The organism is Nocardia sp. 149-1B, assembly GCF_057747975.1.
The window spans coordinates 3,916,185-3,941,996 of record NZ_CM173233.1; the positions used below are offsets into that span (position 1 = coordinate 3,916,185).

Sequence of the window (25,812 nt, forward strand, 5' to 3'; positions counted from 1 at the left end):
ACCTACGGCCGCACCACCGGTTCACCGGCCAGGTGCCGTCCGGCGACATGAGTCACGAGGTCGGCCCAGGTGAGCAGGCCGACGACGCGACCGGTCTCGTCGGCGACCACGACCGCGTCCACCAGGGCGTCGAGCATCACCTCGGCGGCCCGCTGGAGGTCGTCGTCGGGGCGCACCCGGGCGGGCTCGAGCAGCACCTGGTCACCGACCCGCCCGGGCCAGCCGGGCAGGCCGAGTGCGGCCAGGACCTGCTCGATGGAGAGCAGACCTCGGACCGTCCGGTCGGGGTCGACGACGACGAGGTGGCGCACCGCCGAGGCCAGGAACGTGTCGACGGCGACCGAGAGGTCGCAGTCGGACCGGATCGCGACCACACGGCGCGACATCACGGTCGACACCGCGTCCACGGGTCAGCCCTCCGGCTCCGGGACGATCGCGACCGGGCAGGTGGCGTGCTCGAGCACCGCGTTGGCGATCGAGCCGTAGAGCAGCGTGGTGAGCGTGCCGCCGTGGTGCGCACCGACGACCACGAGGTCCATCCGTTGCGAGGCACGCACCAGCCGCTCGTCGGCCATCCCGCGCACCAGCTCGGTGCGAGCCGAGACCTCCGGGAACTTCTCCCCCAGCCCGGCGATCGACTCCGCGAGCTCGAGGCGTACGTCGCTGGCCACCGGCTCCTCCTCGGTGCCGGGACGGGCGTCCCAGAAGCAGTGCATGATCGTCAACGGCATCCGGTGCAGCGATGCCTGCCGGTAGGCGAACTCCACCGTCGCCAGCGACCGGTCGGTGCCATCGGCCCCGACCAGGACGCCGTTGCGGGCGGTGCCGGGCTGGCTGGGCCGGACCACGACCACCGGGCAGCTCGCCTCACGAGAGACCGCGAGGCTCACCGAGCCGAGCAGCAGGCTCTTGATCGGCCCGCGGCCCCGCGAGCCCACGACCACGAGGGCGGCCTCCTCGGAGAGCTCCAGCAGCGTCAGCCGGGCATCCGACATCCGCACGACTTCGTGCACGACCAGGTCCGGTGCCCGCCGGGCGACCTGCTCGCGCGCGTGCTCGAGCATCACGACCGCGTCGCTGTGCAGGGCTTCGAGCACCGCTCGGTGGTCCACCCCTGCTGGGTCGACCCACACGGACCCAGAAGGGTCCACACCGTGGGCCAAGGTCAGCTGCCGAGACTCCAGCAGGGCCTGGTCGATCGCCCACTCGAGGGCCCGTTCGCCGGACGGGGAACCGTCCGTCCCGACGACGATGGTCCCCGCAGGAATCGCAGTGGTCTCCATGGATCCACCGTGCGCCGAGGGGTCCGGAGCGAGTAGCGCCGAAGGCCCCGCATGTCAGGACCATCGGCCCTGCTGACCGTAGCGACCCCGTGGACAGCATGGAGCACCACAGAAAACACCCGAGGGGGACCCCGTGCCGGAAGCGATCGACCTGAGCCGCGAGGAGTGCGAGCGACTGCTGCGCGCCGGCGTCGGCGGCAGGATCGCGCTGTCGTCCCCGAACGGTCCCCACATCGTGCCGGTCAACTACTCCGTGGTGGACGACACGATCGTGGTGCGCACCTCGCCGTACAGCGTGCTGGGCACGTACGGACGCGACAGCATGCTCGCGTTCGAGGTCGACCAGTTCGACCACGAGCGCCAGCGAGGATGGAGCGTCGTGGCCCGTGGCCGGGGCGAGGTGGTCTCCGACAGCGAGGAGCTCGAGCACATCCGCGCGGTCTGGGAGCCGCGCCCGTGGGCCTCCGGCGGTCGCAGCCTGCACCTGCGCCTGCGCTGGAGCGAGCTGTCCGGCCGGCGCATCGGCTCCGGCTGGGACGTCGAGGCGGCGCTGCCCGTCCGGCGTTCCGTGTGATCGACCCCGCGACACTGCGGCACACTGGCGTTCGTGATGACTCCGTGACGTCCGAGCACCACGAGGCGCTGCCCGCGTCCACCCGAGCCCTCCTCGAGGCGGTCTCGGCGATCTCCTCCGACCTCGACCTGAACGCGGTGCTGTCGCGGATCGTCGAGGCCGCCACCCAGCTCACCGGGGCGCAGTACGGCGCCCTGGGCGTGGTCGGCAGCGACTTCGTGCTCGCCGAGTTCGTGACGACCGGCATCAACGGGCCGCACCGCGCCGAGATCGGCGACCCGCCCCACGGCCGCGGCATCCTCGGCCTGCTCATCCACGAGCCGCGTCCACTGCGCCTCGACGACCTGACCGAGCACCCGCAGTCCGCCGGCTTCCCGGCCCACCACCCGCCGATGCACGCCTTCCTGGGCGTGCCGGTGCGCATCCGCGGCACGGTGTTCGGCAACCTCTACCTCACCGAGAAGGCCGGCGGCGGACCGTTCACAGCCGAGGACCAGATGCTGGTCGAGGCACTCGCGACCACCGCCGGGTTCGTGATCGACAACGCCCGCGCCTACGGGCTCAGCGAGCGCCGACGGCAGTGGCTCGAGGCGTCCGCGGAGCTCTCCGAGACCCTGCAGCCGCCCATCGAGCTCGGCCGGGCGCTGAGCCAGGTGGCCCGCTCCGCCCGCTCCATGACCCGGGCGGTGGCGGCCTCGGTGCTCCGTCTCGACAACGGCGTAGCCGTGCACACGACCGCCGTGGACGACGCAGACGAGGAGCAGGTCGAGGGCGCCCTCGAGCTGCTCGGCGACGAGGTCTGGCCGCGGGGGGACGCCTCGCCGGTCGACCTGACCATCGATGGTCTGGAAGCTCTGCTCGTGCCGCTGCGCACCCACCTGGTCGGCAGCGGCCTGCTGGTGATCCTCTTCGAGGGCGGCACCCCGCCACTGGCGTTCGACGAGCGGGCGCTGCTCGCGTCGTTCGCCGACCAGGCCGGTCTGGCCCTGGACCGGGCGCAGGCCATCGAGGACCGCGCGGAGCTCGCGGTGACCTCCGACCGAGAGCGGATCGCCCGCGACCTCCACGACCTGGTCATTCAGCGGCTGTTCGCCACCGGCCTGCAGTTGCAGGGCGCCGGCTCGATGGCGAACAGCCCGGCTCTGGCCGAGCGGATCGACAACGCCGTCGAGGCGCTCGACATGACGATCAAGGACATCCGGGGCACGATCTTCGAGCTCCAGCACCGCGGGCACGCCCCGTCGCTGCGTGCCGACCTGCGTCAGCTGGCTCGCGAGTACGCGCCGCTGCTGAAGTTCGACCCCAGCGTGCAGACCGTCGGCCCGGTCGACACCGCCGTACCCCCCGAGGTCCGCGAGCAGCTCCTGCCTGTGCTCCGCGAGGCCCTCTCCAACCTGGCCCGGCACGCCGCCGCCGACGAGGCCGAGGTCGAGCTGGCCGTCGACGACCGCGAGGTGCGCCTGACCGTCCTCGACAACGGGGTGGGTCTGGGGTCGCTCAGCGCCGAGAGCGGCCTGCGCAACGCCCGTCGTCGCGCCAACGCGCTCGGTGGGTCGTTCGAGCTCGGCCCGCGCCAGCCGTGCGGTACGTCGTTCGTGTGGCGGGTCCCGCTGCGCTGAGCAGCCGGTCACAGCGGGGCCACTGCGGGCGCCGACCCGGGCGGGCGGTGCGTCATCCACCCCGGACACCACACCGCAGGTGGACAGTTCACCGCCGACCCCGCGCCCGACCCGGGCGGGCGACGGCCGGCGATCAGCCGCCGAGCAGCTTGCTGGCCAGCACCGCGGCCTGGGTACGCCGCTCGAGGCCGAGCTTGGCCAGGATGCTGGAGACGTAGTTCTTGACGGTCTTCTCGGCGAGGTACATCCGCTCGCCGATCTGGCGGTTGGTCAGGCCCTCGGCGATGTAGGCGAGCAACTTGAGCTCCTGCTCGGTCAGCTCGGCCAGCTCCGGGGCGGTCGTCGGTGGGTTGCGCACCCGCTCGAGGACGCGTGCGGTGAGCGTCGGGTCGATCAGGGAGTTGCCGGCCGCGACCTGGCGGATCGCCGAGACGAGGTCGGAGCCCTTGATCTCCTTGAGCACGTAGCCCGCGGCGCCCGCCATGATCGCGGCGAACAGCGCCTCGTCGTCGTCGTAGGAGGTCAGGATCAGCGCCGAGATGCTCGGGTCGACGGCGCGCACCGTGCGGCACACCTCGATGCCGGAGCCGTCGGGCAGGCGGGCGTCGAGGACGGCCACGTCGGGCCGCAGCGCCGGGATGCGGTGGCTGGCGTCGGTGGCGGAGCCGGACTCGCCGACGACCTCGATGTCACCCGCGCTCTCCAGCAGCGCGCGCAGTCCCTGACGGACTACCTCGTGGTCGTCGAGGAGGTAGACGCGGATCTTCGCCGGGGCTTCGGGCGGGGTGCTCATGCCCTTGTTCTACCAGCACCGAGGTCGAACACGCGGTCGACCCGGTCGAGTCCGGCGTTCGCGTGCGTGATCCAGAGAACCGTACGACGCTCCTCGTCGCCGAGCACCTCCGCCGCCAGCGCCTCCGCGGTCGCGCCGTCCAGGTGTGCCGCGGGCTCGTCGAGCACGAGCACCGGCTGGTCGGCGAGCAGTGACCGGGCGATGGCGATCCGGGCCCGTTCGCCGCCCGAGACACCGGCGTGGCCGTCGCCGAGCCAGCTGTCCAGCCCGGCGGGCAGCGAGTCGAGCCAGCCCCCCAGGCGGGCTCGGCGCAGCGCGTCCTCGACCTCCTCGTCACTCGCCCCGGGCCGGGCGAGCCGGACGTTCTCGGCGAGCGTGGTGGCGAACACGTGCGGGTCGTCGTCGACCAGGCCGACGGTCCGGCGTACGTCGTCCAGGGCCAGGTCGCGCAGCGACTGGTGCCCCAGGCGCACGGTGCCGCGCACGGGGTCGACGAACCGCAGGAGCAGCGGCGCCAGCGTGCTCTTGCCGCACCCGGTGGGCCCGACCACGGCCACCCGGTCACCGGGCTGCAGGTCCAGCGAGACGTCGCGCAGCACCTCCCGGTCCTCCCAGGACGCCCAGACGTGCTCGACGCCCAGCCTGACACCCAGCCTGACACCGGGCTCGTCCCCGCCGTCGGCGGGCAGCGGGTGCTCGGGGTCGGCCACGGCCGGCGGGGTGGCGGCGATCCGGGCCAGCCGCTGCTCGGCCGCCTCGGTGCGGGCCGACAGGGCGCCGGCGTCGGCCGTCGACGTCGCGACCTCGGCGAGGGCGAGCGGCATCAGGACGAGCAGCGCGAGGAGCGGGCCGGACAGGTGGCCGTCCGCGACCACGGGTGCGAGCAGCAGCGCCATCGCCGCGACGCCCAGCCCGGAGACCGCGAGCACCACGGCGCGGGCCCACGCCAGCCAGGTCGCGGCGGTGACCGCGGCGCGACCGAGCTCGCTGCTCACCTGGCTCACCGAGGTGAGGGCGCGCTCCTCGGCCTGCCACATGCGCAGCTCGCTGGCGGTCTGGGCGACCTCGACGACCACGTCGGAGAGTCGCGCCCGGGTGGCGACCGCGCGCTGCTCAGCGCGGGTGGCGCCGGTGCGCGCGAGCAGGTAGCCCACTCCCCCGCCGACCACGCAGGTCCCGGCGACGACCAGCGCCGAACGCGGCTCGACCAGCGCGGCGACGAGCACCGCCAGCGCGGCGACGACGTACGCCCCTCGCAGTGGCATCCGCACCCGCAGCTCGCGGTCGAGCACGGAGTCGACGTCGTCGACGATCGCGGCGAGGACGTCGCCGCGGCGCCGGCCCAGCGCCCCGGGGGTGAGGGGTACGACGGCGTCGTAGACCTCCACCCGCCGCTCGGCGAGCATCCGGAGCACCACGTCGTGGGAGCGCAGCCGCTCGACGTACCGCAGCGCGGGACGCGCCAGGCCGAACGTCCGCACGGCGACGATCGCGACCAGCAGCGTGAGCACGGGCGGGCGGGTGGCGGCCTGCACGATCAGCCAGCCGGCGGTCGCGGTGAGCGCGACGCCGGACGCGGAGGCGAGGCCCCCGACGAGGGTGGGCCCGAGCAGCCCGCGGCTGCGCGGCGGCGCCGGGGCGTCGGCCGGCACGGGGCGCGCGGCCGCGCCCTCGGCCGTCGGCACCACCGCGGGCACCTCCGGCGGGGTCAGCTCGACGACACGGTCGGCGAGCGCCACCAGGGCCGGCCGGTGCGCGACGACCACGACCGCGCGGGTGAGTCCGAGCTCCTGCACGGTGTCGGCGACGACCTGCTCGGTCAGCGCGTCGAGGTGGGCGGTGGGCTCGTCGAGCAGCACCCACGGCCGCTCGGACAGCACGACCCGCGCCAGCGCCAGCCGCGCCCGCTCGCCCGCGGACAGCGTCGCCCCGTCCTCACCGATCGGGGTGTCGAGCCCCGCGGGCAGGTCCCGCACCCGCTCCTCCAGCGCCACCCGGCGCAACGCCTCCCAGAGCCGCGCCTCATCGGCGTCGGGCACGGCGAGCCGCAGGTTGTCGGCCACCGATCCCGCGACGAACACCGGCCGCTGGGGCAGCCAGGCGATCTGGCTGCGCGAGGGCCCCCGGACCACGCCCGAGCTGGGCTCGAGCAGTCCGGCGAGCACCGCCAGCAGGGTGGACTTCCCGCACCCGGACGGCCCGGTCACCGCGGTCACGCCGCGGTCGGGCACGCTCAGCGAGAGGTCTTCCAGCGCGGGCACCGCCCGGCCCGGTCGCAGGACGGTCACGTTCTCGACCGACATCGGCCCGGCCCGGCGTACGCCGCTCTCCTCGGGCTGCTCGGTGAGCTCGCTGGCGGCTTCGAACGTCGCCACCCCCTCGGCGGCGGCGTGGAACTCCGCGCCGACCCGGCGCAGCGGCCAGTACGCCTCGGGCGCGAGCAGCAGCACCACGAGCGCGGTCTCCAGGTCGAGGTCACCCTGCGCGAGCCGCAGGCCCACGGTGACCGCGACCAGCGCCACCGACAGCGTCGCGACCAGCTCGAGCACCGCGGAGGAGGCGAACGCGATCCGCAGCGTCTCCATGGTGCGCCGGCGGTAGCGGTCCGTGACCGCGCGGATCGTCGCCGCCTGCGCCTCGGCGCGGCGGAACGCGACCAGCGTCGGCAGCCCGCGCATCACGTCGAGGAAGTGCCCCGAGAGCGAGGCGAGCGCCCGCCACTGCAAGCGGGCCCGGTCCTGGGTCGCCAGGCCGACCAGGATCCCGAACACCGGGATCAGCGGCAGCGTGCAGACCACGATCAGCGCGCTCATCGGGTCCTGGGTGGCGATCGCGACCAGCGTCACGCACGGCAACACCCCGGCCAGCACCAGCGCCGGGACGTAGCGGGTCAGGTACGGCTCCGCGGCGCTCGCGCCCCGGGTCGCCAGCGTCGCCAGCTCCCCGGACGAGCGCGCGCCATCGGAGCGCAGGATCGCGGCGACGACGCGACGACGTACGTCGGTCCCGACGACCGCCGCCGCCCGGGCGGCCATCGTGTCGGTGGTCCACCCGGTCGCCGACCGGGCCAGGAACACCGCGACCACGAGGGCCGCCCAACGGCCGACGTCACCGTCGTGGAGCGCCGCGAGGATGAGCTCGGTGACCACCCAGGCCTGGGCGACGAGCAGGACGCTGCCCACCACACCTGCGGCCAGGACGACCGCGAGCTGGGAGCGAGCCGGAGCGAGCTGCCGCCGGATCCGGGGGTCGCCCGGCCTCACCGGCCCGCGTTCTCCAGCTCAGCCTCGGGGATGTGGTGCACCGAGATCCGCTTGCGGAAGACCCAGTACGTCCACGCCTGGTACCCGAGAACGATGGGGGTGAAGATCGCCGCGACGATCGTCATCACCTTGAGCGTGTAGTGCGTGGCCGCCGCGTTCGTGGTGGTCAGCGAGTACGCCGCGTCCGTGGTGGAGGGCATCACGTCCGGGAACAGCGCCACGAACAGGCCCGCCACGGCGAGCGCGATCGTCACGAACGTCCCGATGAAGCCCCAGCCCTCGCGCCCGGCGTGAGCCATGAAGATCCCGCCGAGGAGCGCCGCCGCTGCGAGCACGAAGAAGATCGCCGAGCCCACGTTGCCAGTGTGGACCTGGGTCCACAGCAGGAACACGACCGCCGCCACGGCCGCACCCAGGCCGAGCTGCACGCTCAGGTTGCGTGCCCGGCCTCGGATCTCGCCGTCGGTCTTGAGGGCGATGAACATCGCGCCGTGGGTGAGGAACAGCAGCAGGGTGACGACGCCGCCGAGCAGGCCGTAGGGGTTCAGCAGCGTGAACAGGTTGCCGGTGAAGTCCTTGGTCTCGTCGATCGGCACGCCGCGGACGATGTTCGCGAACGCGACGCCCCACAGCAGCGCGGGCAGGAACGAACCGATGATGATCGCCAGGTCCCACCGGGCCTTCCAGCTCTGCTCGGGGCGCTGGTGGCGGTACTCGAAGGCGAGGTTGCGCACGATCAGCGCGACCAGGATCAGCAGCAGCGGCAGGTAGAACCCGCTGAACAACGTGGCGTACCACTCGGGGAACGCCGCGAACGTCGCGCCGCCGGCGGTCAGGACCCACACCTCGTTGCCGTCCCAGTGGGGGCCGATGGTGTTGATCATCAGCCGCCGCTCGCGGTCGTCACGGGCGAGCACCGGCAGCAGCATGCCGACGCCGAAGTCGAACCCCTCGAGGGTGAAGTAGCCGATCCAGAGGACGGCGATCAGGGTGAACCAGACTGTGGTGAGCTCCATCGATCCGTCTCTCTTAGTAGGCGAACGCCATGGGTCGGTCCTGGTCCTCGTCGCTGCCGCGCAGCGTCGGGTCCGGGGGCTCGGCGAACGGGTCGGCACCCTTCTTCACGTACTTGACCAGCAGCCCGACCTCGATCACCGCGAGGACGGCGTACAGCAGGGTCAGCACGATCACGGAGATCCACGCCTCGAGCTGGCTCACGCCCGGCGAGACGCCGTGCGCGGTGGTCATCAGCCCGAACACCGCCCACGGCTGGCGGCCCATCTCGGTGAAGATCCAGCCGAAGGAGTTCGCCAGCACCGCGACCACCGGGATCGCGATGACCGCGGGCCCGAACCAGCGGGCGGTCGGCGCGCGGCCCTTGCGGGTCAGGAAGAGGACGAGAGCGGCGCCGGCGGCGACCAGGAGGCCGAGCCCGATCATGAACCGGAAGGACCAGTAGGTGATGGGGATGTACGGCGTGAAGTCGCCGGGCGAGTAGTACGCCGCGCCGGGGTCCTGGCCGTACTTGTCCTGGTACTTCGCGCGCAGGTCGTTGATGCCCTCGACCTTGCCGTCGAAGTGGCCGGTGGCGAGGAAGGAGAGCAGGCCCGGGACGGTGATGGAGAACTTCTCCTCCTTGCCGTCCGGAGTCCCGATCGTGAACAGGGAGAACGGCGCGTGGTCGCTCTCGGTGTCGTACAGCGCCTCGGCGGCCGCCATCTTCATCGGCTGGACGTCGGTCATCACCTTGCCCTGGGCGTCACCTGTGACCGCCACCAGCAGGCCGGCGACCAGCGCCACCGAGGCACCCAGCCGGATGCCCATCCGGTACATCCCGCGGTCCTGCTCGAAGCGCTTCTTGGCGTAGAGCCAGGCGCTGACGCCGAGGATGAACGCGGCCGAGGTCATGTACGCCGAGGCGACCACGTGCGGGAACGTCACGAGCTGGACCTTGTTGGTCATCACCGCCCAGAAGTCGGTGAGCTCCGCGCGGCCGGTGTCGGGGTTGTACTTGTAGCCGACCGGGTGCTGCATCCAGGAGTTGGCCGCCAGGATGAACCACGCCGACGCAAGCGTGCCGATGTGGACCAGCCACATGCAGCTCGCGTGCAGCTTGCGGGGCAGCCGGTCCCAGCCGAAGATCCACAGGCCGAGGAACGTGGACTCGAGGAAGAACGCCAGCAGCGCCTCGACGGCCAGCGGCGCCCCGAAGATGTCGCCGACGAACCGGGAGTAGTCCGACCAGTTCATGCCGAACTGGAACTCCTGCACGATGCCCGTCACCAGGCCGAGCGCGAAGTTGATCAGGAGGAGCTTCCCGAAGAACTTGGTCAGCCGCAGCCACTCGGGCTTCGCGCTGCGCAGCCAGAAGCTCTCCATGACCGCGACGAGCAGCGTCAGCCCGATCGTGAGCGGGACGAACAGGAAGTGGTAGACGGTGGTGATGCCGAACTGCCACCGTGCGACGTCGAGGATGTCCACGGATAGAACCTTCAACCAGGGCCCCGGTAGTAGGGCATGGTCCCAGGACCCCATGTCCGGGACCTAGGTCCCGTTTTACCACGGGCCGCGAGACCTGGATCACCCCCACCCGTCTCTGGCGTACCGAAGTCCGGGCCATTTGCCGCCCAACCCCGTCCGAAAGAGTCGCAGACGGTGGTCGAGGTGCGAGCGAAGCGAGCCTGCACGGTGGTCGAGGTGCGAGCGAAGCGAGCCAGCACGGTGGTTGAGGTGCGAGCGAAGCGAGCCTCGAAACCACCCTCACCCCGGCGTGAACCGCCCCGGGGTTTCCGGATACTTCGTGTGGTGTCTCTACCCGGTCGGGAGGAGACGGTTTCGTGCAGCGTAGTGAACTTCCTCGGCCTGGATGGGTGTCAGGTCGTCGATGGATTCGTGGGTGCGCTCGGTGTTGAACCAGGTGACCCACGTCAAGGTGGCGAGCTCGACCTCCTCGACGTCGCTCCAGGGGCCTTCGGGGCGGATGAGCTCGGTCTTGTAGATCCCGATCTGCGACTCGGCCAGGGCGTTGTCGTAGGCGTCACCCACCGAACCCACTGAGGCATCCACGCCGGCCTCGATGAGGCGATTGGTGAACGCGAACGAGGTGTACTGGCTGCCGGCGTCGGTGTGGTGCACCAGCCCGGTCAGGTCGCCGACACCGTCACGGTCGCGGGTCCACAGGGCGTGCTCGAGGCAGTCGAGGACCAGATGGGTGGTCATCCGTGTGGCTGCCCGCCAGCCCACGATCCGGCGTGAGAAGACGTCGAAGACGAAGGCCACGTAGACGGTGCCGGACCAGGTCGCGACGTAGGTGAAGTCCGCGACCCAGAGCCGGTTCGGGGCCGGTGCGGTGAAGTCCCGGTCGACCAGATCGGCCGGGCGCGGGTCGGCCGGGGCGGGGATCGTGGTGCGGACCTGTTTGCCCCGCAACGCGCCCGTCCAGCCCTGGGCGGCCATCAGCCGTTCCACGGTGCACCGGGCCACGTCGTGGCCTTGTGCACGCAAGTGCAGCCACATCTTGCGGGCACCGAACCTGGCACGGAACCGGTGCTCACGCGCGACCCGGATCAACGCGACGATCTCGGCGTCACGCAGGGCGCGCTTCGAGGGCGCCCTGGTGCGGGCCTCGTAGTAGGTCGACGGAGCGATCTTGGCGCCGTGCTCGGTGAGCACCCGGCAGATCGGCTCGACTCCGTACAGGTCGCGATGCTGGTCGATGAACTCGATCAGAACCGGGGTTGGCGGTCGAGCTCCGCCGCGAAGAAAGCCGAGGCCGACTTCAAGATCTGGTTCGCCCGCTCGAGCTCAGCGACCTTCTTCTTCAGCTCCCGGATCTCAACGATCTCCTCGGTCGTCTTGCCCGGACGAGTGCCCCCGTCGACCTCGGCCTGACGCACCCACTTGCGCAGCGTCTCTGCCGAACCAAGCCCGAGCTGACCAGCGATCGCACGGATCGCCTGGAACTCAGTGGGGTACTCACCCTGCGCCACCGACTCGGCCACCGCCCGCACCGCGCGCTCACGCAGCTCCCGGGGGTACTTGCTGGGACGTGCCATGACTTCATCCTCTTCCAACTAATGAAGTCTCCGGACATCCCGGGGCGGTTCAGCGGCTCGCCGCTCTCTCGCACCCGCCGCTGGACCGCGAGGCGTCGCGAGAGGTCGGGAAGAGCGTCGTACTGACCTCCGATCAGTGCCTCGCGCTTCGCGCGGCTCCAACCCTGGACCCGCTTCTCGAACAGGTACGCCTGCTCGATCGAGTCGAACCAGCAGGCCCACGCCAGCTCGACGGGCTGGCGATGCCGCGTGTACTGCGCGCCGAGGTCAGGGCTGTTGTGCTGCCAGACGCGGGCCTCGACGTCCCAGGTGCTGCCGACGTAGTACGTGCCGTCCGAGCAGCGGACGATGTAGGTGTAGGGCATCGCGCCAGGGTCGGTCTGCGATCAGCGCACGGCAATCGCGCTGTCGCCGCCTGTGGATGGCCACCCGAATCGGTGGTTTCGAGGCTCAGGCCTCGCGGCCTTCGCACCTCAACCACCGGACGACGACGCTGGTCGAGGTGCAAGCGACAGCCACCCGAATCGGTGGTTTCGAGGCTCAGGCCTAGCGGCCTTCGCACCTCAACCACCGGACGACGACGCTGGTCGAGGTGCGAGCGACAGCCACCCGAATCGGGCGACGACGGTGGTTGAGGTGCGAGCGAAGCGAGCCTCGAAACCACCGTCGCTGACGCAGGTCAGACGCTGAGGATCACCGACGAGCCGTGGCCGAAGAGGCCTTGGTTGGCGGTGATGCCCACACGGGCTCCCTCGACCTGGCGACCGGCGGCCTGGCCGCGAAGCTGCCAGGTGACCTCGCAGACCTGGGCGAGCGCCTGGGCGGGGACGGCCTCACCGAAGCAGGCCAGCCCGCCGGACGGGTTGACGGGGATCCGGCCACCGATGGTGGTGTCGCCGGCCCGCAGCAGCGCCTCGGCCTCGCCGCGTTTGCAGAGGGCGAGGTCCTCCATCCAGTCCAGCTCGAGGGCGGTCGAGAGGTCGTAGACCTCGGCGAGCGAGACGTCGGCCGGGTCGATGCCGGCCTCCTCGTACGCCGCTCGCCCGATCGACTCCTTGAACGTCGAGTCCGGCACGCCCGTGACGAGGCTGGAGTCCGTCGAGAGGTTCGGCATGTCCAGGACGGTGTTGGGGAAGGTCGGCGTGACGGTCGAGACCGCGTTGACCCGCACGGGCGACGCGATCCCGTGCCGGCGGGCGTACTCGGTGGAGGTGAGCACGACCGCGGCGGCCCCGTCGGAGGTGGCACAGATGTCGAGCAGGTGCAGCGGGTCGGAGACGACGGCGCTGGTCAGCACGTCCTCGACACTGACCTCCTTGCGGTAGCGCGCGTGGGGGTTCTCCAGCCCGTGCTTGGCGTTCTTGACCTTGACCCGGGCGAAGTCCTCCTGGGTGGCGCCGTAGAGATCCATGCGGCGACGCGCGTACATCGCGAAGTACGCCGGGTTGGTCATGCCCAGCAGCCGGAACCGGAGCCAGTCCGGGTCGTCCCACCGCTCCCCCGCGTTGGGTGCGAGGAACCCCTTCGGCGTGGTGTCGGAGCCGACGACCAGCGCCACCTCGCACATCCCCGCGAGGATCCTGGCCCGGGCGGTGTCGAGGGCCTGGGCTCCGGTGGCGCAGGCGGCGTACGACGTGGCCACCCGGGCGCCGTTCCAGCCGAGGGCCTGGGCGAACGTCGCGCCGGCGACGTAGCCGCCGTAGCCGTTGCGCACGGTCTCGCCGCCGACGATCAGGTCCACGTCGCGCCAGTCGACGCTCGCGTCGGCCAGGGCGGCCCGGGCGGCGTGCACGCCGTACTCGACGAACGGGCGGCCCCACTTGCCCCAAGGGTGCATGCCGACGCCGAGGACGGCCACGTCGTTGCTCACTGGTCGGCCTCCTCGCCCAGCTCGATGGTCGGCTTCCAGCGCCAGATCAGGCGGTCGCCGGAGTCGTCGGCGTAGAGCGTCTCGACGACGAGCTCGACCTCGGCGCCGACCCGCAAGTCGGCCACGCCGTACCCCTCCGCGACCTGACCGAGCACGACCAGGCCCTCCGGCAGCTCGACGGCCGCGAGCGCAAAGGGCTCATAGGGGTCGGCGCGAGGGACGTACGGCGGGGGCGGCTGGTACTGGGCGTCCGTGTAGGACCACACCGTCCCGCGCCGGGAGAGCTCGGTCTCCTCGAACTCCTCGCCGGCACAGGCGGGGTTGCGGCAGAAACCTGCTGCCCGGGGGAAGAAGACCGTGCCGCACGTCGTGCACCGCGACCCGAGCAGGGCGGGCTGCGGCCCGGTCGTGAACCACCCGTCGATCGCGGGCGTGCCCGTCGCCGCCATGTTGCCTCCGGAGAACTAGAACGTGTTCTCATCCTAGGGCACGCGTCGGTGGGGTGGTTTCGAGGCTCAGGCCTGGCGGCCTTCGCACCTCAACCACCGCGACGGTGGTTGAGGTGCGAGCGAAGCGAGCCTCGAAACCACCATGGCGGTCAGCCGCGCGCGAGGTAGGCCAGCAGGTCGTGGCGGGTGACGACGCCGACGGGCTTGCCGTCCTCGTGGACCAGCAGCGCGTCGGCACCCTCGAGGGCGACGACCGCGTCGGACGCGGGCTCGGTCGAGCCGATCGTGGGCAGCGGGGGCGACATGTGCTGGCTGACCGAGTCGGTGAGCCGCGCCGTACCCGTGAAGAGCAGGTCGAGCAGCGTCCGCTCGGACACCGAGCCGACGACCTCGGCCGCGACCACCGGCGGCTCGGCGCGGACGACCGGCATCTGGGAGACGTTGTACTCCTGGAGGATCGCGACGGCCTCGGCGATGGTCTCGTTCGGGTGGGTGTGCACCAGGTCGGGCAGCCGGCCGCTCTTGCCGCGCAGCACCTCGCCGACGTTCTGCACCGGCCGCTCCGCACCGTCGACGGGGAAGCCGTACTGCGCGAGCCAGTCGTCGTTGAACACCTTGGTGAGGTAGCCGCGGCCCGAGTCCGGGAGGAGTACGACGATGACGGCGCTCTCGCCCTCGGGCGTCCCCTCCAGCTCGTGGGCCAGCTGGATCGCCGCGTGCACGGCCATGCCGGAGGACCCGCCGACCAACAGTGCCTCCTCGCGGGCCAGCCGTCGCGTCATCGCGAAGGAGTCAGCGTCGGAGACCTCGATGATCCGGTCGGCGACGTCGCGGTCGTAGGCCTCGGGCCAGAAGTCCTCGCCCACGCCCTCGACCAGGTAGGGCCGCCCGGTGCCGCCGGAGTAGACCGAGCCCGCAGGGTCGGCGCCGACCACCTGGACGGCAGCGTTCTGCTCCTTGAGGTAGCGGCCCGTGCCGGTGATCGTGCCGCCGGTGCCGACACCCGCGACGAAGTGCGTGATGCGACCGTCGGTCTGCGCCCAGATCTCGGGCCCGGTGGTCTCGTAGTGCGACCGCGGGTTGTGCGGGTTGGAGTACTGGTCCGGCTTCCACGCGCCCGGCTGGGAGGCGAGCCGGTCGGAGACGTTGTAGTAGGAGTCGGGGTGCTCGGGCTCGACGGCGGTCGGGCAGACGACCACCTCCGCGCCGTACGCCTTGAGGACGTTGCGCTTGTCCTCGCTCACCTTGTCCGGGCATACGAACACGCACTTGTAGCCCTTCGCCTGCGCGACCATCGCCAGGCCGACACCGGTGTTGCCCGAGGTCGGCTCGACGATCGTGCCGCCCGGCTGGAGCTCGCCGGATGCCTCGGCGGCCTCGATCATCCGGGTCGCGATGCGGTCCTTCACCGAGCCGCCGGGGTTGAGGTACTCCACCTTGGCGAGGACGATCGGTCCCTTTGCGCCGTTCAGCGAGCCCATGGACGTCGAGAGCCTGAGCAGCGGGGTGTTGCCGATCAGGTCGAGGAGCGAGTTCACGTACTGCATCGCGCCAATCTAGAGGCGCCCGACCCCATCGCGTAAACCCCGGAGCACGGCCTGGGGCGCGTCCGTAGAGTGGCGGCGTGGGGAAAGCGGCTGCTGCTCGGAAGCTCGCCTCCGCCGCGGCGTACGGCGGCGGCGGCGTCTCGGTGCTCGGTGGGGCGCTCTACGGCCTCCTGCGGGCCGAGGCGACGGTCGCGCGCAAGCGGATCGGACGCCTCGATGACGACCCGCCCGACCCGACCGGCTGGTACGGCCGGGGCCGCCCGGGCCCGGCGATCAAGGTGGTCGTGCTCGGCGACTCCAGTGCCGCTGGCTACGGCGTGGAGCGCGTCGAGGAGACACCCGGGGCGTTGCTGGCCACCGGGGTGGCCGATCAGGCCGACCGGCGGGTCTACCTGCGCGACTTCGCGGTCGTGGGCGCGCTGTCCTCCGACCTCGCGAGCCAGATCGACGCCGCTTTGCCGATCGAGCCCGACATCGCGGTGATCCTCATCGGCGGCAACGACGTGACCCACACCGTGCTGCCCTCCGCGTCGGTGCGCCACCTCTCGGAGGGTGTACGCCGCCTCCGCGACGCCGGCGTCCAGGTGCTCGTCGGCACCTGCCCGGACCTCGGCACGATCAAGCCGATCGCCCCACCGCTCAAGCAGGTGGCCCGGGCCTGGTCGCGCCGGCTCGCGGCGGCGCAGACGATCGCGGTGGTCGAGGAGGGCGGCCGCACCGTCTCCCTCGGCTCGATCCTCGGGCCGGAGTTCGCCGCGGCTCCCGCGATCCTGTTCGGGCCCGACCAGTTCCACCCTTCGGCCGACGGCTACCGCTCCATGGCGGGCGTGCTGCTCCCCTCCACCCTCGCCGCACTCGGCCTGATCCCCGAGGACGAAGCCGAGCCGGAGGCCTACCGCGGCGAGGGCGTCCTGCCGATCACCACGGCCGCCATCCAGGCCGTCAACGTCCCCGGCACCGAGCTGGGCGGCACCGAGGTCGGCGGCTCCCGCCGCGGCGTGCGCGGCCTCTGGGTGGAGCTGCGCCACCGCCGGCGCCGGCCCGGCACCGAGGGCGAGGCCCCGGACGACTCGGACGACTCGGACGACTCGGACGACGAGGCCCACGACGAGGCCCCCGACCAGGAGCTCCAGGCGGCCCCCGAGGGGTAGGGAAAACCCCACCCCGATCGGCGGTCCAGGCCCATCGAGACCCGGCCTCGGCGCTCCTAGCGTCGATGACATGAACTCACCCACCACCTCTCTCGAGGTCCACGGCCTCACCCGTACCTACGGCGAGGGCGCCGGCGCGGTCACCGCGCTCGACGGCGTCGACCTCGCCTTCGCCCCCGGGACCTTCACCGCGGTCATGGGGCCCTCCGGGTCCGGCAAGTCGACCTTCCTCAGCTGCGCCGCCGGCCTGGAGCCGCCGACCGCCGGCCGGGTAGTCGTCGACGGTCACGACGTCACCGACTGGAGCGAGAACGACCGCACCCGGCTGCGGCGTGAACGCATCGGCTTCGTCTTCCAGGGCTTCCACCTGATGTCGTACCTCACTGCCGAGCAGAACGTCGCGCTCCCGCTCCGTCTCGCCGGTCGCCGCCCCGACCGCGACCGGATCGCGGCCCTCCTGCAGCGGGTCGGGCTCGGGGACCGGCGCACGCACCTGCCCGGAGCGCTGTCCGGCGGGCAGCAGCAGCGCGTGGCGATCGCCCGGGCGTTGGTCACCGAGCCCGCCGTGGTGCTCGCCGACGAACCCACCGGCGCACTCGACTCGGCCACCGCCCGCGGCGTGTTGTCGCTGCTGCGCGACAGCGTCGACCAGCTCGCCCAGACCGTCGTGATGGTCACCCACGACCCGGTGGCGGCGTCGTACGCCGACACGGTGGTCTTCCTCGTCGACGGCCGCGTGGCCGGGCGGATGGACCGGCCCACCGCCGATGCCGTCGCCGGGCAGCTGGCACACCTGTCCGACCTCGTCGCCGGCGGTGCGCGATGACCGGCCTGGCCTGGCGTTCGCTGCGCCACCGGGCGACCGCCTCGAGCGCGACGTTCGTGACCGTGCTGCTCGGCACCGGGCTGATGGGCTCGTTCGCCGCTCTGGCCGCGAGTGCGTCCGGGACGGTCTCGGCCGCGGACCACGACACGCTCACGACCATGGGCACGGTGGTCGGCGCCTGGGGCGCGATCATCGTGCTCTCCGCGGTCGTCTCGACCGTGGGCATCACCGTCACCCAGCGCGAGGTGGAGATCGGGCTGCTGCGCACCATCGGCGCGACCCCGCGCCAGACGTCCCGCCTGGTCCGGGCCGAGACGGTCCTGGTCGCGACGGTCGCCTCGGCACTGGGTGCGGTGCTGGCGTGGCTGGGCGGCGGCTTCTTGATGGCGCTGCTGCGCAACACCGGGACCGTCGAGGACTCGGTCACCTACGCGCCCGGTCTCGCGCCGGTGGCGACGGCCGCGCTGGTCGTGCTGGTGAGCCTGCTCGGCGCCGGTCTCGCCTCCCGCCGCGCGACCCGGGGCCCGGCGAGCATCACCCCCAGCGAGGGCCGGCCCGGCTCGGGGCGGCTGCAGTGGTGGCGGATCGCCGCCGCCGTGCTGCTGCTCGGCTACAGCGCAACGATGGCGGTGGTCACGATCACCGTCACCGCGCACGATGCGGACCCGTACTCCGCAATGGCGACCTCCGGGCAGCTCGGCATTCTCGTCGCGGTCGGCCTGGGCTGCCTGGCGCCGTGGCTGCTGCGCGTCCTCTCGGCACCGGCCCGGCCGCTGCTGGGTCGCGGACCGGCGGGCTACCTGGCGACGTACAACTCACGTCGCCGGGCCCGGCTGCTGAGCGGCGTCCTGGCGCCGGTGATCGTGCTCACCGCCTCGGGCATCAGTGTGTTCATGATCGTGGGCACCGACAACCGCACCCGCCCGGCGGGGTTCGAGGACGACGCCCGCACCATCAACCTGCTCAACAACGTCGTCGTCGGGATGATGGTGGTGTTCGCGGCGGTGGTCGTGGTCAACACGTTCGCCGCCGTGGTGGCCCACCGGCGCGCCGAGCTGCACCAGCTGTGGCTGCTGGGCGCGACGCCCGAGCAGGTCGAGGCCTCCGTGCTCGCCGAGGCCCGCGGCGTCGCCGCGATCGGGGTGGTGCTCGGGGCGGTGTCCTCACTGGCGGCCGTCATCCCGTTCGGGATCGCCCGTCACGAGGGTGTGGTGCCCGACGGCCAGCTCTGGCTGCCGCCGCTGGTGATGGCGGCCGCGGTGGCTCTGACCCTCCTCGCCGCGCGGTCCGCGGTCCGCCGCGCCCACGTGCCGGCGGGTGCGTCCCGGTGACAGACTGGGCGACCATGCTGCTGCGGCCGATCGGATCGCTCCGCCCGGTGCCGGTCGACGGGGACGCCCTGGTCGACCGGCTCCGGCTGACGGCCGTCTCCGCGGTCTACGCCGCCCTCGCAGCACCGGCTCTGGCCCTGGGCATCTTGACGTTCCTGGCGATTCCGCTGGGGCTGGTGCTCGCGGGCTTCGTGCTCGCACTCGGGGTCGTGCCCGCCACGGCCGCGTTGACGGCCGTGCACCGGCGCATCAGCGGCTCCCTGCTGGGCGAGCGCGTGACCACGGCGTACGCCGACACGACCGGCACCAACGTCGTCACCCGGCCGGTGCGGTGGCTGACCGACAAGGCGCGCTGGCGCGACGTGGGCTTCCTGTGGTTCTCCGCCACCGGTGGCTTCGTGATGTCGCTGCTGCCCGTGGCGATGCTGACGGCCCCGATCACCCACCTCGGCGGCGTGGTCTTCGACGGCGGGTTCTGGTGGTGGCTGCTCGTGCTGCTCGACGGGCCGCTGCTGGTCGTCTGGTGGTGCGTGACCCCGGCGCTGGTCCGGGGCCGCGCGGTCGCCGAGCGCAACATCCTCGGCCACTCCCGCGTCGAGCGGCTCGAGCGCCGGGTCGAGGAGGTGGCGGCCTCGCGCAGCGAGACCCTCGACCACTCGGCCGCCGAGGTGCGCCGCATCGAGCGCGACCTCCACGACGGCGCCCAGGCGCGGATCGCCGCCGTCGGGATGAACGTCGGCCTCGCGGAGAAGCTGCTCCAGTCCGACCCCGCTGCCGCCGCCGAGCTGTTGCGCGAAGCCAGGGAGACCACGGTCTCGGCGCTGGAGGACCTGCGTTCGGTGGTGCGCGGCATCCATCCGCCCGCGCTCGCCGACCGCGGCCTGGCCGGTGGCATCGAGGCGCTCGCGCTGCCGATCCCGTTGCCGGTCACCGTTGCCGTCGACCTGCCCCGGGGCATCCCCGAGCCGGTCGAGTCCGCGGCGTACTTCGCGGTCGCCGAGTGCCTGGCAAACACCGTCAAGCACGCGGACGCCTCCCGCGCCTGGGTGGTCGGGTCGTACGCCGACGGCACGCTGCACCTCGAGGTCGGTGACGACGGCCGGGGCGGCGCCGATGACCACACCGACGACCCGGCCGGCGGGCTCGCCGGGATCGCGCGGCGGCTCGCGGCGTTCGACGGCACACTGGAGGTGGCCAGCCCGGCAGGCGGGCCGACGATCGTGACGATGGAGGTCCCGTGCCGGACGACCCGTTAGCCCCACTGAAGGCCGTGGTCGCCGAGGACCAGGCGCTGCTCCGGGTGGGGCTCACGCGGATCCTCGAGGCGAGCGGCATCACGGTGGTGGCGGCGGTCGACAACGCGCCGTCGCTCACCCGAGCGCTGACCTCGCCCGACGTGGACGTCGCGATCGTCGACGTGCGGATGCCCCCGGCGTACGCCACCGAGGGCCTGGTCGCCGCGATCGCCGCCCGTCGGGCCCGCCCGGGCTTCCCAGTCCTCGTGCTCAGCCAGTACGTCGAGCCGCTCTACGCCCGCGAGCTGCTCGCCAGCGGCGAGGGCGCGGTGGGCTACCTGCTCAAGGACCGCGTCGCGGACGTCGACGGCTTCGTGGCCGCGGTCCGCCAGGTCGCGGGCGGCGGCACCGTCCTCGACCCGGAGGTCGTCGCCGGTCTGGTCAGCGGCGCCGGCCGCGAGCAACCGCTGGAGCGGCTCACGCCCCGTGAGCGGGAGGTGCTCACGCTGATGGCCGAGGGGCGTTCGAACGCCGCCATCGCGGCCCGGCTGTTCGTCTCGGAGAAGGCCGTCGGCAAGCACACCAACGCGATCTTCACCAAGCTGGACCTGCCCCCGGCACCCGACGACAACCGCCGGGTGCTGGCCGTGCTCGCCTGGCTGGACGGCCCGAAATCACGTTGACCCGCCCGAGGCTTTCGGGCGGGTCAATGTGGTGGATCTCGATTCGCCCGTCGCGGCTTCGCTTCGCTCAGCCGCGGGGCTACTCGATCTGGCTGCTGGGTCCGAGTCGGCGCAAGCGCCGCCTCGGGCAGCTCAGTTGTCGCTGAAGATCGCGAGCAGGCGCAGCAGGTTGGTGTAGATCCAGACCAGGCTGACGGTCATCGCGAACGCCGCGCGCCACGACTCCCGCTCGGGGAGGCGGTTGGCGATGCCCTGCTCGACGAAGTCGAAGTCCATCACCAGCATGAACACACCGAGCGCGAGACCGGCGATCGCGGTCAGCATGCCCATCGTGCCGAAGCCGAACAGACCGATGTCGGCGTTGAACATGCTCAGCACGAGCTCCATCAGGCTCAGGCCGACCATGCCGAACACCGCGGCCATCACGAACATCCGGAACTTGTTGCCGACCTTGATGTCGAAGACCTTGTACGCCGCCAGCGTCCCGGCGAAGGCCGCGAACGTGCCGATCACCGCGCCGGAGACGACGCCGTCACCGAACTGCACGTCGAAGAGCTTGCTCAGGCCACCGAGGGCGACGCCCTCGAGCACCGCGAACGCCATCACGAGCGCGGGGCTGATCACTCGCTTGAACGAGTTGACCATCGAGAGCACGAAGGCGCCCAGCGAGCCGAGGGTGACCGCGGAGATCAGGCCGCCGCTCACCTGGCCGTTCTCGATGTCGGGGGTCAGCACCCAGGTGGCGAGCGCGGCCACGATGACCAGGCCGAGCGAGATCGCGGTCTTCTGGACCACGGAGTCGATCGTCATCGGGCCGCTGGACACGGCAGGGCTGGTGCCCGGCTGGCCGGGCGTCCCGGTGCCCCAGGTGGCGGGGTCGGTGTAGCCGGTCTGGCCGTAACCCTGGTGCGCCGACCCGTTGCCGGCGTAGGTCTGGTTGCCGTAGGCGTTGGCGCCGGAGGCGTGGAACTCCTCCGAGCGGCGGAACACAGGATTGTTGCTCTGCATGGTCTCTCCTCGAGGCCGGGGGCGTCGTCGCTCTGACGGGTCACCAGTAGAGCCCAGTCTAGGCGGGCTCACCGGGTTGAACGCCTGGCCTCCTCGATTGGTTCCCGAGCCGCGCCGGCCTCAGGTGCGGGTGAGCCGCAGGGTCGCGCGCCGGCCGATCCGGTAGTCGCGGACCTGGTCGGCCTCGGGGTTGTCGCGCAGCAGCGCGTCCCAGTCCGAGAGGCGCTCGACGGTGAACCCCTGGGCGCGGGCCAGCAGTGCGAGGGCGGCGAGCGTCGGCCGGCCGGTCAGCACGGTGTCGCCGTACGAGAACTCGTCGGCCACGGCGTTGCCCTGGCGCGCGACGTGCTCGTCGTCGAGCCAGAGCACCGCCTCCTCGCCGCGGTGGATCTCGGTGTCGATGACGACGTGTCGGGCGCCCGTACGTCGGATCCGCGTGAGGAGCTCGTTGTGGCGCAGCGTGTGGTAGAGGAAGCCCAGGCAGAGGACGACGTCGACCTGCGGCTCCTCACGGGCGAGTACGTCGAACACGTCGCCGGCCACGAAGCGGTACCGCGACTCGTCGACCTCGTAGCCACGCAGGGTGGCGCTCGCCTGGTCGACGAGCTCGGGCCGGGCCTCCACGCCGAGCACCGAGGCCGCGCCCGCCTCGAGGGCGGCCATCGACCAGCGTCCGTCGTGGCTGGCGATGTCGAGCACGCGCGCGCCGGGGAACAGGTCGGCGTTCTCGGTGAACACCGCCTCGTGGCGCAGGTTCAGCCGCCACGGGAACGACGAGGTCTCGCTGGTGTCGTAGAAGGCGGGGAACCGGTCGAAGAACCCCTCCCCCACCTGGCGAGACCCGGCCGGGGCCGACGTCGGTGGGCCGGCGGGCCGCTCGCGGACGGGCTCGGGGGTGCGGGGTCGGGACCAGAGCGGCGGCACCTGGCGATGATAGGGCGCTAGCGCAACGCGAGCGGGAGGCGCACGGTGAACGTCGTGCCACTCTCAGGTGCGCTGGCCGGCTCGATCGAGCCGCCCATCAGCTCGACGAGCTGCTTGGCGATCGTCAGGCCCAGCCCGCTCCCGCCGTACTGGCGGGTGATCGAGGGGTCGGCCTGTCGGAACGACTCGAAGACGCCCCCGAGCTCCTCGGCGCTCATCCCGATGCCGGAGTCCGCCACGACCAGGTGGAGGTCGAGCCGGTCGTCGTCGACGGGCTCGGCCAGCACGGAGAGACGCACGAAGCCAACGGGGGTGAACTTCACCGCGTTGTCGAGGAGGTTGGTGAGCACCTGCGCGACGCGGACGCCGTCGCCGTACACCCGGGCCGGGAGCGCACCGTCGACGACCACCTCGAAGTCGAGGCCCTTGGCACGCGCCGCCTCGCCCGCGGGGGCGACCACGTCGCCGATCAGGGTGCGGGGATCGAGCTCGCTGCGGTCCAGTGTCGCGTGTCCGGACTCGACCCGGGAGAGGTCCAAGATCTCGTCCACCAGCCGGAGCAGTCGCGCACCCGAGCGGTGCATGATGTCGGTCAGCCGCTGCTGGTGGGGGTCCAGCCCGCTGTCGGCGAGCAGCTCGCTGGCGGCGAGGACGCTGGTGAGCGGCGTCCGGATCTCGTGGCTCATGTTGGCGAGGAACACCGACTTCGCCGCGTTCGCGTCCTCCGCGGCACGACGCGCCTCCTCGAGGTCACGCTGGAGCCGGTTGCGCTCGGTGATGTCCTCGGCGATGCCGTGGACGCCGACCACCTCGTCGCCGACCACGATCGGGACGGCGGTGACGGTCAGCTCGATCAGCCGGCCGTCTCGGTGGCGGACCCGCAGGTCGAGCACCCGGGGCTCGCGCGCGAGCACCGCCACGAACGCCTCGGCGGTCCGCTCGGCGTCCTCGTCGGTCACGAGGGCGAAGAAGTCCATCGACCGCAGCTCGTCGACGGAGTAGCCCGCGAGCAGCTCGGAGGCCCGGTTCGCGGCGGTGAAGCGACCCTCGAGATCGGCCGAGAACACCGGGTGCGGGTGGTAGTCGAACAGCGAGCGGTAGCGCTCGCCGGTCTCGGCCAGTGCCCGCTCCGTCGACCGCAGCGCCGCGGTCTCGGCCTCGGTCTCGCGGTGCCGGCGCCAGGCGTAGAGGACCAGCCCGAGGATGGTCGCCATCCCCGCCATGACCAGCTCGTCGAGGTTCAGCCGCTCGTGGGGACGCGACCAGCGGTAGTAGCGCTCGAACAGGTCGAGCCACGCCGACAACGCGAAGGCCGCACCCGAGATGATCGCGACGAGCAGGAGGTCGGCCCGGTGGGCTCGCAGCCAGCGTCGCTCCGACGACCCGCTCACGTCACCCGGGGACCCCGAGCGACCGGTCCGAGATCCCCGAGAGACCGGCGTACCTGCATGGACGCGACCGTACCCCGCCCCCTCCTGGGGAAACCTGGGCAGGGGGTCACACCAGGCTGAACCGCGAGACCTCGGAGCGCAGCTCGGTCGACATCCGCGCCAGCTCCTGGATCGCGGTCAACGTCTGGTTGACCGCCTGCGTCGTGGTGTCAGCAGCAGCAGCCACACCGGAGATGTTGGTCGCGATCTCACCCGAACCCGTCGAGGCCTCCGCCACGTTGCGCGACATCTCGTTCGTCGTCGCCGTCTGCTCCTCCACCGCCGAAGCAATCGTCAACTGATAGTCGTTGATCGAGGTGATGATCGCCGCGATCTCACCGATCGCACCCACCGCACCACCCGTGTCAGCCTGGATCGCCTCCACCCGCCGAGCAATGTCCTCCGTCGCCCGCGCCGTCTCCTGCGCCAGCTCCTTCACCTCGTTCGCCACCACCGCAAAACCCTTGCCCGCCTCACCAGCACGAGCCGCCTCGATCGTCGCGTTCAACGCCAACAAGTTCGTCTGCTCCGCGATCGAGGTGATCACCTTCACCACATTCCCGATCTCCTGAGACGACGCACCCAACTTCCCCACCGTCTCGTTGGTCACCTCCACCATCGACACCGCCTGCGAAGCCACCCGCGCCGCCTCATTCGCCGAATGCGCAATCTCCCGGATCGACGCACCCATCTCCTCCGACCCCGCAGCAACCGTCTGCACGTTCCGCGACACCTCCTCCGCAGCACCCGAGACCACACCCGCCTGCACCGACGTCTCCTCAGCACCCGCAGCAATCTGCTGCGACGACGCCGACAACTCCTCCGACGCAGCCGCCACCGCATCCGCCGAGGACCGGACCGTCCCCACGATCGAGCTCACGGACTCGATGGACCCGTTGAAGGCCTTCTCCAAGTCTCCGACACAGCCCGAGGACTTCTCGGGAAGGCGGTGCGAGAGGTCACCGCGCGCGAACCGCTCGAGCGCCGCGATGCTCGCCTTGAGGGGGCGCACCAGGCTCCGGGTGATCAGCCAGGCGCTGGCACCCGCGATGAGGAGACCGAGCACGGCGACGAGGATCACTGTGGTCCGCATGGACCCGGCGACGGACACCGTGTTCGCGGACGCGGCCGCGGCGTCCTTGCTGAGCGCCTCGGAGGCGGCACTGAGGACGACGTCCATCTTGTCGTTGGCCGCCTGGATCTGGTCGGCCTGCCGTCGCTGCGCCGCCTGGTCGGCGACCGCACCGTCGACGAACGCCGCCATCGCGTCGGTGTAGTCCTTGAACGCCTTCTCGACGTCGTCGATCTCGGCCTTGTCGTTCGGGTCGAGCGGGATCTGGCGCAGCTGCGCGATGAAGTCCGCCACCTTGCCGGTGTCGTCGGTGACGTCGGCCTGGAGGCTGGCCGGGTCGGCAGCGGTGAGGGACTTCAGCGCGTCGACCTTGAGCTCACTGGAGCGGGTGTCGAGCTGCAGGTAGATCGCCCGGGCGTCCTGGTGGGCGAGCGCGCGGCCGGCGTCGTTGCGGACACCGCCGGCGGCGGACGCCGCGACGAGGGCAACGACAGCGGTGGTGATCAGGCCGAGACCGGTGATCACGGTGATCCGGCGGCCGACGGTCCAACGGATGTTGCGCATCCTGGGTCCTTCCATGGGGGACTCCCTGCGGAGTCGACTGGGGTGGGCCCGAGATGCCGCCCGTGTTGGCGGGCGATATCACCACATTCGGCGGCTCCGAGGAGGACCTGAGGCACATCTCGACGGGACTTTGGT

General features: G+C 71.8%; 21 protein-coding genes, 1 pseudogene and 1 other annotated feature. Of the genes and pseudogenes, 7 read left to right on the top strand and 15 right to left on the bottom strand.

What is annotated here, in order from left to right:
• Positions 1–2: 2 nt before the first annotated feature.
• The gene (locus tag AC3ANS_RS18760; RefSeq protein ID WP_488293096.1) at positions 3–407 is read right to left on the bottom strand and encodes a CBS domain-containing protein; all 405 of its coding nucleotides are present in this window, start codon (positions 405–407) and stop codon (positions 3–5) included.
• 3 nt (positions 408–410) lie between these two features.
• The gene (locus AC3ANS_RS18765; protein WP_488293097.1) at positions 411–1,283 is read right to left on the bottom strand and encodes a universal stress protein; all 873 of its coding nucleotides are present in this window, start codon (positions 1,281–1,283) and stop codon (positions 411–413) included.
• Positions 1,284–1,416: 133 nt separating this feature from the next.
• On the opposite strand from AC3ANS_RS18765, the gene AC3ANS_RS18770 reads away from it, so the two are divergent.
• Positions 1,417–1,857 carry a pyridoxamine 5'-phosphate oxidase family protein gene (locus tag AC3ANS_RS18770; RefSeq protein ID WP_488293098.1) on the top strand — a complete coding sequence of 147 codons (441 nt, stop codon included), beginning with the start codon at positions 1,417–1,419 and terminating at the stop codon, positions 1,855–1,857.
• 44 nt (positions 1,858–1,901) lie between these two features.
• Positions 1,902–3,476: a GAF domain-containing sensor histidine kinase gene (locus tag AC3ANS_RS18775; protein ID WP_488293099.1), complete on the top strand. Its 1,575-nt coding sequence runs from the start codon at positions 1,902–1,904 to the stop codon at positions 3,474–3,476.
• Positions 3,477–3,609: 133 nt separating this feature from the next.
• Here AC3ANS_RS18775 and AC3ANS_RS18780 read toward each other — a convergent pair whose 3' ends face one another.
• The 9 genes and pseudogenes from AC3ANS_RS18780 to AC3ANS_RS18820 form a co-directional block, all read right to left on the bottom strand.
• The gene (locus tag AC3ANS_RS18780) at positions 3,610–4,269 is read right to left on the bottom strand and encodes a response regulator (RefSeq protein ID WP_488293100.1); all 660 of its coding nucleotides are present in this window, start codon (positions 4,267–4,269) and stop codon (positions 3,610–3,612) included.
• Positions 4,266–7,532, bottom strand: coding sequence for a thiol reductant ABC exporter subunit CydD (gene cydD, locus AC3ANS_RS18785; RefSeq protein WP_488293101.1), 3,267 nt, complete (start codon positions 7,530–7,532; stop codon positions 4,266–4,268). The genes AC3ANS_RS18780 and cydD overlap by 4 nt, the downstream gene beginning before the upstream one ends.
• Positions 7,529–8,548: a cytochrome d ubiquinol oxidase subunit II gene (gene cydB / locus AC3ANS_RS18790; RefSeq protein WP_488293102.1), complete on the bottom strand. Its 1,020-nt coding sequence runs from the start codon at positions 8,546–8,548 to the stop codon at positions 7,529–7,531. Before cydB ends, cydD begins: the two co-directional genes overlap by 4 nt.
• A gap of 13 nt (positions 8,549–8,561) precedes the next feature.
• A complete protein-coding gene (locus tag AC3ANS_RS18795) occupies positions 8,562–10,013 on the bottom strand; it encodes a cytochrome ubiquinol oxidase subunit I (protein WP_488293103.1) in 1,452 nt (483 codons plus the stop codon).
• Between the two features lie 330 nt (positions 10,014–10,343).
• Positions 10,344–11,587 (bottom strand): IS3 family transposase gene (locus tag AC3ANS_RS18800; protein ID WP_488293087.1). Its coding sequence is split into 2 segments (ribosomal slippage): positions 10,344–11,299 and positions 11,299–11,587, totalling 1,245 coding nucleotides; the frame shifts between segments, so codons are not numbered across the junction.
• Positions 11,172–11,300: a sequence feature (AL1L pseudoknot), on the bottom strand. It overlaps the preceding gene by 129 nt.
• A gap of 158 nt (positions 11,588–11,745) precedes the next feature.
• Positions 11,746–11,952 (bottom strand): annotated as a pseudogene (locus AC3ANS_RS18805) (GIY-YIG nuclease family protein); the annotation flags it as partial.
• A 314-nt stretch (positions 11,953–12,266) separates the two neighbouring features.
• Positions 12,267–13,457 carry a lipid-transfer protein gene (locus tag AC3ANS_RS18810; protein WP_488293104.1) on the bottom strand — a complete coding sequence of 397 codons (1,191 nt, stop codon included), beginning with the start codon at positions 13,455–13,457 and terminating at the stop codon, positions 12,267–12,269.
• On the bottom strand, positions 13,454–13,906 hold the full coding sequence (locus tag AC3ANS_RS18815; protein ID WP_488293105.1) for a Zn-ribbon domain-containing OB-fold protein: 453 nt from the start codon (positions 13,904–13,906) through the stop codon (positions 13,454–13,456). Before AC3ANS_RS18815 ends, AC3ANS_RS18810 begins: the two co-directional genes overlap by 4 nt.
• A gap of 149 nt (positions 13,907–14,055) precedes the next feature.
• Positions 14,056–15,453, bottom strand: coding sequence for a cystathionine beta-synthase (locus AC3ANS_RS18820; RefSeq protein ID WP_488293106.1), 1,398 nt, complete (start codon positions 15,451–15,453; stop codon positions 14,056–14,058).
• 77 nt (positions 15,454–15,530) lie between these two features.
• Between AC3ANS_RS18820 and AC3ANS_RS18825 the strand changes: the two genes are divergently transcribed.
• From AC3ANS_RS18825 to AC3ANS_RS18845, 5 genes are all read left to right on the top strand, one after another.
• Positions 15,531–16,604 carry an SGNH/GDSL hydrolase family protein gene (locus tag AC3ANS_RS18825; RefSeq protein WP_488293107.1) on the top strand — a complete coding sequence of 358 codons (1,074 nt, stop codon included), beginning with the start codon at positions 15,531–15,533 and terminating at the stop codon, positions 16,602–16,604.
• Between the two features lie 70 nt (positions 16,605–16,674).
• The gene (locus AC3ANS_RS18830) at positions 16,675–17,430 is read left to right on the top strand and encodes an ABC transporter ATP-binding protein (protein ID WP_488293108.1); all 756 of its coding nucleotides are present in this window, start codon (positions 16,675–16,677) and stop codon (positions 17,428–17,430) included.
• A complete protein-coding gene (locus tag AC3ANS_RS18835; RefSeq protein ID WP_488293109.1) occupies positions 17,427–18,761 on the top strand; it encodes an ABC transporter permease in 1,335 nt (444 codons plus the stop codon). Before AC3ANS_RS18830 ends, AC3ANS_RS18835 begins: the two co-directional genes overlap by 4 nt.
• 14 nt (positions 18,762–18,775) lie before the next feature.
• Positions 18,776–20,017 (top strand): sensor histidine kinase, encoded by a 1,242-nt coding sequence (locus AC3ANS_RS18840; protein ID WP_488293110.1) that lies wholly within the window; start codon positions 18,776–18,778, stop codon positions 20,015–20,017.
• A gap of 5 nt (positions 20,018–20,022) precedes the next feature.
• On the top strand, positions 20,023–20,679 hold the full coding sequence (locus AC3ANS_RS18845) for a LuxR C-terminal-related transcriptional regulator (RefSeq protein WP_488296527.1): 657 nt from the start codon (positions 20,023–20,025) through the stop codon (positions 20,677–20,679).
• Positions 20,680–20,811: 132 nt separating this feature from the next.
• On the opposite strand, the gene AC3ANS_RS18850 is transcribed toward AC3ANS_RS18845, so the two are convergent.
• From AC3ANS_RS18850 to AC3ANS_RS18865, 4 genes are all read right to left on the bottom strand, one after another.
• A complete protein-coding gene (locus AC3ANS_RS18850; protein WP_488293111.1) occupies positions 20,812–21,687 on the bottom strand; it encodes a Bax inhibitor-1/YccA family protein in 876 nt (291 codons plus the stop codon).
• A 120-nt stretch (positions 21,688–21,807) separates the two neighbouring features.
• Positions 21,808–22,611 carry a class I SAM-dependent methyltransferase gene (locus AC3ANS_RS18855; RefSeq protein WP_488293112.1) on the bottom strand — a complete coding sequence of 268 codons (804 nt, stop codon included), beginning with the start codon at positions 22,609–22,611 and terminating at the stop codon, positions 21,808–21,810.
• Between the two features lie 17 nt (positions 22,612–22,628).
• Entirely contained in the window at positions 22,629–24,002 is a 1,374-nt protein-coding gene (locus tag AC3ANS_RS18860) for a sensor histidine kinase (RefSeq protein ID WP_488293113.1), read from the bottom strand.
• A gap of 106 nt (positions 24,003–24,108) precedes the next feature.
• The gene (locus AC3ANS_RS18865) at positions 24,109–25,677 is read right to left on the bottom strand and encodes a methyl-accepting chemotaxis protein (protein WP_488293114.1); all 1,569 of its coding nucleotides are present in this window, start codon (positions 25,675–25,677) and stop codon (positions 24,109–24,111) included.
• Positions 25,678–25,812 lie beyond the last annotated feature (135 nt).

Excerpts from the sequence above, each read along its gene's own strand:
- AC3ANS_RS18820 (WP_488293106.1), bottom strand. The coding sequence starts at position 15,453 with ATGCAGTACGTGAACTCGCTCCTCGACCTGATCGGCAACACCCCGCTG.
- cydB (WP_488293102.1), bottom strand. The coding sequence starts at position 8,548 with ATGGAGCTCACCACAGTCTGGTTCACCCTGATCGCCGTCCTCTGGATC.
- AC3ANS_RS18780 (WP_488293100.1), bottom strand. The coding sequence starts at position 4,269 with ATGAGCACCCCGCCCGAAGCCCCGGCGAAGATCCGCGTCTACCTCCTC.
- AC3ANS_RS18840 (WP_488293110.1), top strand. The coding sequence starts at position 18,776 with ATGCTGCTGCGGCCGATCGGATCGCTCCGCCCGGTGCCGGTCGACGGG.
- AC3ANS_RS18815 (WP_488293105.1), bottom strand. The coding sequence starts at position 13,906 with ATGGCGGCGACGGGCACGCCCGCGATCGACGGGTGGTTCACGACCGGG.
- AC3ANS_RS18835 (WP_488293109.1), top strand. The coding sequence starts at position 17,427 with ATGACCGGCCTGGCCTGGCGTTCGCTGCGCCACCGGGCGACCGCCTCG.
- AC3ANS_RS18830 (WP_488293108.1), top strand. The coding sequence starts at position 16,675 with ATGAACTCACCCACCACCTCTCTCGAGGTCCACGGCCTCACCCGTACC.
- AC3ANS_RS18850 (WP_488293111.1), bottom strand. The coding sequence starts at position 21,687 with ATGCAGAGCAACAATCCTGTGTTCCGCCGCTCGGAGGAGTTCCACGCC.
- AC3ANS_RS18765 (WP_488293097.1), bottom strand. The coding sequence starts at position 1,283 with ATGGAGACCACTGCGATTCCTGCGGGGACCATCGTCGTCGGGACGGAC.
- AC3ANS_RS18865 (WP_488293114.1), bottom strand. The coding sequence starts at position 25,677 with ATGCGCAACATCCGTTGGACCGTCGGCCGCCGGATCACCGTGATCACC.